Origin of the sequence: Methylorubrum podarium (genome assembly GCF_022179745.1) — a bacterium.
In the GTDB taxonomy this organism is placed as follows: Bacteria; Pseudomonadota; Alphaproteobacteria; order Rhizobiales; family Beijerinckiaceae; genus Methylobacterium; species Methylobacterium podarium.
In genome coordinates, this window is sequence record NZ_BPRD01000497.1 from 1 (window position 1) to 6,659 (window position 6,659).

8 protein-coding genes are annotated in these 6,659 nt (G+C 69.8%); 1 reads left to right on the plus strand and 7 read right to left on the minus strand.

The features are described from left to right. The 7 genes from MFF42_RS21825 to MFF42_RS21855 form a co-directional block, all read right to left on the minus strand. A partial coding sequence (locus MFF42_RS21825; RefSeq protein ID WP_283206911.1) for an urease accessory protein UreF occupies window positions 1-413 on the minus strand: 413 nt, incomplete at its 3' end. Further along, window positions 364-861, minus strand: a complete 498-nt coding sequence (locus tag MFF42_RS21830) for an urease accessory protein UreE (protein ID WP_238257707.1) — start codon at window positions 859-861, stop codon at window positions 364-366. The genes MFF42_RS21825 and MFF42_RS21830, both read right to left, overlap by 50 nt. Before the next feature lie 4 nt (window positions 862-865). Further along, on the minus strand, window positions 866-1,351 hold the full coding sequence (locus MFF42_RS21835; protein ID WP_238257709.1) for a DUF29 domain-containing protein: 486 nt from the start codon (window positions 1,349-1,351) through the stop codon (window positions 866-868). Window positions 1,352-1,383: 32 nt separating this feature from the next. Beyond that, a complete protein-coding gene (gene ureC, locus MFF42_RS21840) occupies window positions 1,384-3,096 on the minus strand; it encodes an urease subunit alpha (protein ID WP_238257711.1) in 1,713 nt (570 codons plus the stop codon). Between the two features lie 75 nt (window positions 3,097-3,171). Further along, entirely contained in the window at window positions 3,172-4,074 is a 903-nt protein-coding gene (locus tag MFF42_RS21845) for a DUF1003 domain-containing protein (protein ID WP_238257713.1), read from the minus strand. A gap of 294 nt (window positions 4,075-4,368) precedes the next feature. Continuing rightward, window positions 4,369-4,989 (minus strand): urease subunit gamma, encoded by a 621-nt coding sequence (locus tag MFF42_RS21850; RefSeq protein WP_238257714.1) that lies wholly within the window; start codon window positions 4,987-4,989, stop codon window positions 4,369-4,371. Window positions 4,990-5,096: 107 nt separating this feature from the next. Then, window positions 5,097-5,894: an urease accessory protein UreD gene (locus MFF42_RS21855; RefSeq protein WP_373875205.1), complete on the minus strand. Its 798-nt coding sequence runs from the start codon at window positions 5,892-5,894 to the stop codon at window positions 5,097-5,099. 329 nt (window positions 5,895-6,223) lie between these two features. On the opposite strand from MFF42_RS21855, the gene MFF42_RS21860 reads away from it, so the two are divergent. Next, a partial coding sequence (locus tag MFF42_RS21860; protein WP_238257716.1) for a flavin reductase occupies window positions 6,224-6,659 on the plus strand: 436 nt, incomplete at its 3' end.

A 6,659-nucleotide genomic window follows, 5' to 3' on the forward strand; every position in this document is an offset into this window, starting at 1 on the left:
GCGAGCCGGTCGGCGACCGTCAAGAGGCCTGGGCAGGGCCAGGCCCGCAGCGTCGCGTCGAGGAAGCTGCGGCCCTGCTGACTCGTCTCCAGGTGAAGCTCGCGCGAGGGGGCGAGCGCCAGGGCGAGGTCGTTGGCCTCGGCGAGGCCCACTCCGTCCCCCGCTGCCGCGGCGCGGTGGGCGGCGGCGCAGAGGATCATGTCGTTGCGCCCCGCGCCGCGCTCCAGCACATCGGCGAGCCAGTCGGCCAGGGTGGCGGCATCCCGCACGTCGCCGCACTCCACCGCCCATTCGAGCCCGTGCGAGTAGGCGAAGGCGCCGACCGGATAGGTCGGGGACAGCCACGCCATCAGCCGCAGGGCGTCAATCATGGGCGTGCGGGTGATCGTGCGAATGATCGTGGCCGTGGCCATGACCATGACCATGCCCGCCGGCATAGGCGCCGCCCTCGGGCCGGAACGGCCGCGTCACCGGCTCGGCGCTGCCGCCCAGCCCCCGCACCATCTCGGCGAGTACGTGGTCGTGCGCGATCCACACCGTTTCCTCGCCGATCTCGGCCGGGATGTGGCGGTTGCCGATGTGCCAGATCAGTCGCTTGAGGGCGAGCGGGGAGGGCGCGCGGATCTCGAGCAAAGCCTCCGGCGCCGCCTCGACCCATACGAGGCGGCCGTCCTCCAGCGCCAGCGCATCGCCGTCCTCGAGCACGGTGGCCTCGCCGAGGTCGAGCAGGAAGGCGGTGCCGCCGACGCCGCGCATCGCCATGCGGCGGCGATGACGGTCGCCCGAATCGAGCACGATGCGGTCGACGATCTCGCCGGAGCCGAGATGGTCGCGACGGATGACGCGGGTGGCGCGGATCATGCGATCACGACTGATCCAGGAGACTGGGCTCCTTCGGGAGGTAATCCGGATCGAGCGCCTGCTCGACGGTGAAGGGCGGCTGCTCGGGGAACAGGGTGAAATCGATCCCCGTCTCCTTGGCGGCTTCCAGGCGAGCGGTGACATAACTGTCCGAGAAAACCTCGGCCGGATAGCGTTTCAAGCTTGGACTCGTCTTCACGATTCGCCCAATCCGCTTGCGCTGCTCCCATAGCGTCGCCTGCCAGCTGCTCGACCGAGCACCCGGCTGGAACTTCCACTTGAGAAGATGCGCCAGAAGAATGTCGAGGCGGCTCTCGATCTCGCGCTTCTCGCTGCTCCCCACGCTGGCGACCTCGTCGATCAGATTGCGAAGATCGAGTTCTTCGAATCGACCAGCGCGCAGCAAGTCGGCCTGGGCCTGGGTCCAGGCGTAGAAATCCGTCTCGTAGAGGTCGGCCGCCGGTGGCGGCCTCAGCGCGGCCTTGGTCATCGCGGGGCTTCCTGTCGGCAGCCGATCATAGCTCAGAACAGGAAATAGCGCTGCGCCATCGGCAGAACCTCCGCCGGCTCGCAGACCAGCAATTCGCCGTCGGCGCGCACGTCGTAGGTCTCGGGGTCGATCTCGATCACCGGGGTCGCGTCGTTGAGGATCATGCTCTTCTTCGAGATGCCGCCGCGCACGTTCTCCACCGCCACGAGTTCCTTGGAGACGCGCAGCCGCTCCTTCACGCCGTCCTCGATCGCCGCCTTCGAGACGAAGGTGAGGGCGGTGGCGAAGGGCGCGCGGCCGTAGGCGCCGAACATCGGCCGGTAATGCACCGGCTGTGGCGTCGGGATCGAGGCGTTGGGGTCGCCCATCGGCGCGGTGGCGATCATGCCGCCTTTGAGCACGAGGTCCGGCTTCACGCCGAAGAAGGCCGGGGTCCACAGGACGAGGTCGGCGAGCTTACCCGCCTCGACCGAGCCGATATGGCGCGACACGCCGTGGGCGATGGCCGGGTTGATCGTGTACTTCGCGACGTAGCGCCGGGCGCGCAGGTTGTCGTTGCCCGACGCATCGCCCGGCAGGGCGCCGCGCTGGCGCTTCATCTTGTCGGCGGTCTGCCAGGTGCGGATCACCACCTCGCCGACCCGGCCCATCGCCTGGCTGTCCGAGGACATCATCGAGAGCGCGCCGATGTCGTGCAGGATGTCCTCGGCCGCGATGGTCTCCTTGCGGATGCGGCTCTCGGCGAAGGCGAGGTCTTCGGGAATCGACGGGTCGAGGTGGTGGCACACCATCAGCATGTCGAGATGCTCGTCGATGGTGTTTTTCGTGAAGGGCCGGGTCGGGTTCGTCGAGGACGGGAGCACGTTCGCGAGGCCCGCCACCTTCATGATGTCCGGCGCGTGGCCGCCGCCCGCGCCCTCGGTGTGGAAGGCGTGGATGGTGCGGCCCTTGAAGGCCGCGATCGTGTCCTCGACGAAGCCCGATTCGTTGAGCGTGTCGGTGTGGATCATGACCTGCACGTCGTGGGCGTCCGCCACCGAGAGGCAGGTGTCGATCGCCGCGGGCGTCGTGCCCCAATCCTCGTGCAGTTTCATCGCGCAGGCGCCGGCGCGGATCATCTCCTCCAGCGCGCCGGGCACCGAGGCGTTGCCCTTGCCGGCGAAGGCGAGGTTCATCGGAAAGGAATCCGCCGCCTCGATCATCCGGGCGATGTGCCAGGGCCCGGGCGTGCAGGTGGTGGCGAAGGTGCCGTGCGCGGGGCCGGTGCCGCCGCCGAGCATGGTCGTGACGCCGGAGCAGAGCGCCTCCTCGATCTGCTGCGGGCAGATGAAGTGGATATGGCTGTCGAAACCGCCGGCGGTGAGGATCTTGCCTTCACCCGCGATCACCTCGGTGCCGGGGCCGACGACGATGTCGACCTTCGGCTGCACGTCCGGATTGCCGGCCTTGCCGAGCCTGACGATGCGGCCGCGGACGATGCCGACATCGCACTTCACCACGCCCCAATGGTCGAGCACGACCGCGTTGGTGATGACGGTATCGACGGCCCCCTCCGCATTGGTCGCCTGCGACTGGCCCATCCCGTCGCGGATCACCTTGCCGCCGCCGAACTTCACCTCCTCGCCGTAGACCGTGAGGTCGCGCTCGACCTCGATCTCCAGGCTCGTGTCGGCGAGCCGGATTCGGTCGCCGGTGGTCGGTCCGAACATGTCGGCATAGGCGGCGCGGGGCAGACGGGCGGACATGGGGGACGCTCGGGTTCAGGGACGCCGGGGGAAGCAGGCAGGATCGATGCCGGGAGGACGGGGCATGCGCTGTGTTCAGCCCGCCGATTCGGACGAGACCGGAGGACCGGATGCCGGGTCGGCCGGGTTCGCGGGCGGCGCGGCCTCGGGGGCCGTCGGCTTCGAACGCTTCTTCCGCACGACCTTCTTGACCTTGACGACGGGCTTGCGCGCCACGCGGGTGCGCATCTCCTGGAGCATCTCGAGCTGGATCTGCTGGATCTCCGCGAGTCTCTGCCACTGCTTCGTGACGAGGTGATCCATCTTCTCGTGCAGATGCCGGATTTCGAGCTCCGCCTTCAGGTTGACGCGGTAGTCGTTGTTCGAGCGCAGCCGGTCCTTCTTGTCCTGCCGGCTCTGGCTCATCATGATGATCGGCGCCTGGATCGCCGCGAGGCAGGACAGGACGAGGTTGAGCAGGATGAACGGGTAGGGGTCGAACGCCTTGGTGTCACCGATGGTGACATTCACCGCCATCCACGTCACCAGCACCAGGGCGAAGCTGATCAGGAAGGCCCAGGACCCGCCGAAGGCGGCGAGCCCGTCCGAGACGCGCTCGCCGAAGGTGCGGTGCTCGTCGTAGTCTTCCTCGATGTTCTCGGCGATCGTGTCCTGGGCGGCGATGCTCTCGGCCACCTGCCGGTCGAGGTCGGAATACTCGCCGTGCTCCTCCGCCAGAAGTTCGGCGACGTAGCGGGTCCGGTACTTGGCGAGTTCCTTGACGCTGATGAGCGCGTCGTCGGGCAGCCCAGGATAGTCGGTCCGGATATGCTCGGCCAGGGCCGCGCGCAGGCTCGCGACCGGCACGAGGTTGCGGCGACTCATCTCGACGCCGGAGAGGGCGCAGACCGCGCGCTTCTTCGTCGATACCGGATGCGCCTCGGCATCGAGCACCAACATGCCTTGATCGCGCTCGTGCACCTCTTCGGTCAGGCTCATCGTCTGCCCACCCAGTGGCTGAGGAAGCGGTCGACCGCGCGCCGAGAGCCGCATCGGACCCGATTGCATCGGGTCGGCGTCTCCCGGTTCCCGTTCTACGCGTATGGCTGCGACGGAGCGGTTGCCGCTTCGCCGAGACGCGCTCTAGCCGAGAGCGGCGACGGCGTCACGTCCCGGCCGGAGCATGGCCCGGAGCGGCGTTGCTCGGCGCCGCCGTCACAACGTCGCCCGCGCTTGCGCGACGGCATGGTCGAAGATGGTTTCCTGGGGAGCGTGGGTCCCGATCGATCGCGCTCACAGCGGCCCCATCACGTCGCCGCGGAACCCGAACACGGTCCGAGACCCGGAGAGCGGCACCAGCGCCACCTCGCGGGTCGAGCCGGGCTCGAAGCGCACCGCCGTGCCCGGCGCGATGTCGAGGCGCTGGCCGCGCGCCTTGTCGCGGTCGAAGACGAGGCCGGGGTTCACCTCGAAGAAGTGATAATGCGAGCCGACCTGGATTGGGCGGTCGCCGGTATTGGCGACCTCGATCACGGTCCGCGGCGCGCCCTCGTTGAAGACGATCTCGCCGGGCATCGTGGTGACGGTGCCGGGCACGTCCGCCGAGGGAATGCCGCGAATCGGGTGATGGACCGTGACGAGCTTGGTGCCGTCCGGGAACGTCGCCTCGACCTGGATGTCGTGGATCATCTCCGGCACCCCCTCCATCACCTGCGAGGCGTCGAGGACGGTCGCGCCCGCCTGCATCAGCTCGGCGACGGAGCGGCCGTCGCGGGCGCCCTCCACGACGAAATCGGTTATGAGGGCGACCGCCTCCGGATGGTTGAGCTTCACCCCCCGGGCCAGCCGGTTGCGGGCGACCTGCGCGGCCATGGCGACGAGGAGCTTGTCTTTCTCGCGGGGCGTGAGGAGCAAGGCGGGCGTCCTGAGGCAAGGAGCTGAGGTGAGAGGCGGCCGGGCGTGAGGATCGGTGCGAGCAAGGATCATGCTCGGGCCGAGGTCAAGCGGCTCGGCCCGATCGGTCAGCTCTGCCAGACGCGCGGCATCGGCCGTCCACGCCACGCGGCGAGGAAACGGGCGGCGCCCTCGCGCAGGGGGGCGACCGCGGGCGCCAGCATTCGCACGGCGAGGTGACCGTTCCAGGCGCTCGCGCCGGCCTCCACCGCGGCGGGCAGCGCGCCGAGGAGAGCGCGGGCCTCGTCGAGCCGGGCCTCGGCACCGGGCGAGAGGTCGAGGATCGTCGCCAGCGCGCGGGCGCCGCCGCCGATTGCCGTCCGGGCCATGAGGTCGGTGACCGCCCCTTCGAGGCGCAGGCTGTCGGCGTAGATGAGGCGGCCGTCGCGGCGGATGCGCCAGCGATCCTCGAACAGGGCCTCGTGCAGGCTCTCGTTTCGGGCGGCGCGGCCGAGCACCGCGATCTCGGCCACGAGCAAAGCGGCGTCGCCGGCAAGATCCGCCTCGAAGCGGCGCCGGAGCCGGGCCCGGTCGAACAGGATCGTCTCCTGCGGCAGCCAGTCGAGACGGGCTCCCGCGCCGACGCTCACGTTGTTGACGACCGCCGCCTCCGGCCCGTCCGAGCGGTAGATCTTTTCCGCCGCGGTCGTGGTCAGCACGCAGGCCCCGCCCGCGTCCACCGCCACCGACACCTCGAACACGTCGCCGCAGGCGACGCCGCCGCCGGTATTGACCAGAACGCCTTCCAGCATCCGCTCGGCGCCCTGTCGGGGAAAGCGAAGGCGCAGGGGACCGCTCTCGGCGAGATCGACGATCCGCGTCGGGGCGTCCGCCGCGGGGCCGGCCGGGGCGACGCGCAGCCGCACGATGCCGTGCGAGCGCTGGCGGGACGGCGCGGGGCCGTGAGGGTCGACGGCGAGGATGGCACGGCCTCCGGGGAACAGGACCCGCGCTTCATCGGACAGGGGCGACCCGGTCCGCAAGATGACCGTCCCGGTCCGCCCGGTGCCATCCCGCACCGATCTTCGGCGGCATCGGGCTCGACGCGACCGAGATCGGCCGCGGATGACCGATCCGGCCCTTGACCGGAACGGCCGGAACGCCCACCGCGTCATGCTTTCGCGAGCGCTCAACCGAGCCTTGCGACGTCCTGCTCAGCGATCGGGACCCGATCCGGCCCCGAGAGGCGAACACCATGACTTCATCCGACCTCGAGGCCGTGTCCGCCTCGGCCTATCGCGAGGCGATGGCCCAACTCGCGAGCGCGGTGCATCTCGTCACCACCGACGGCCCCGGCGGCCGGGCGGGCCTCACCGCGACCTCGGTGTGCAGCGTCAGCGACGGCCCGCCGACGCTGCTGGTCTGCCTCAACCGCAACTCCTCCGCCTATCCGGTCTTTCTGCGCAACGGCGTGCTCTGCATCAACACGCTCACGGCGGCGCACGAGGGCATCGCCGCCGATTTCGCCGGACGCGTGCCGCGGGACAAGCGCTTCGAGGGACGGGTCTGGTATACGTTGCGGACCGGAGCGCCGGTCCTGCCGGAGGCCCTCGTCGCGTTCGACTGCCGGATCGTCGACCGGCACGAGGTCGGCACCCACGACGTCCTCATCTGCGAGGTCGAGGCGCTCG

Excerpts from the sequence above, each read along its gene's own strand:
- MFF42_RS21830 (WP_238257707.1), bottom strand. The coding sequence starts at position 861 with ATGATCCGCGCCACCCGCGTCATCCGTCGCGACCATCTCGGCTCCGGC.
- MFF42_RS21835 (WP_238257709.1), bottom strand. The coding sequence starts at position 1,351 with ATGACCAAGGCCGCGCTGAGGCCGCCACCGGCGGCCGACCTCTACGAG.
- ureC (WP_238257711.1), bottom strand. The coding sequence starts at position 3,096 with ATGTCCGCCCGTCTGCCCCGCGCCGCCTATGCCGACATGTTCGGACCG.
- MFF42_RS21845 (WP_238257713.1), bottom strand. The coding sequence starts at position 4,074 with ATGAGCCTGACCGAAGAGGTGCACGAGCGCGATCAAGGCATGTTGGTG.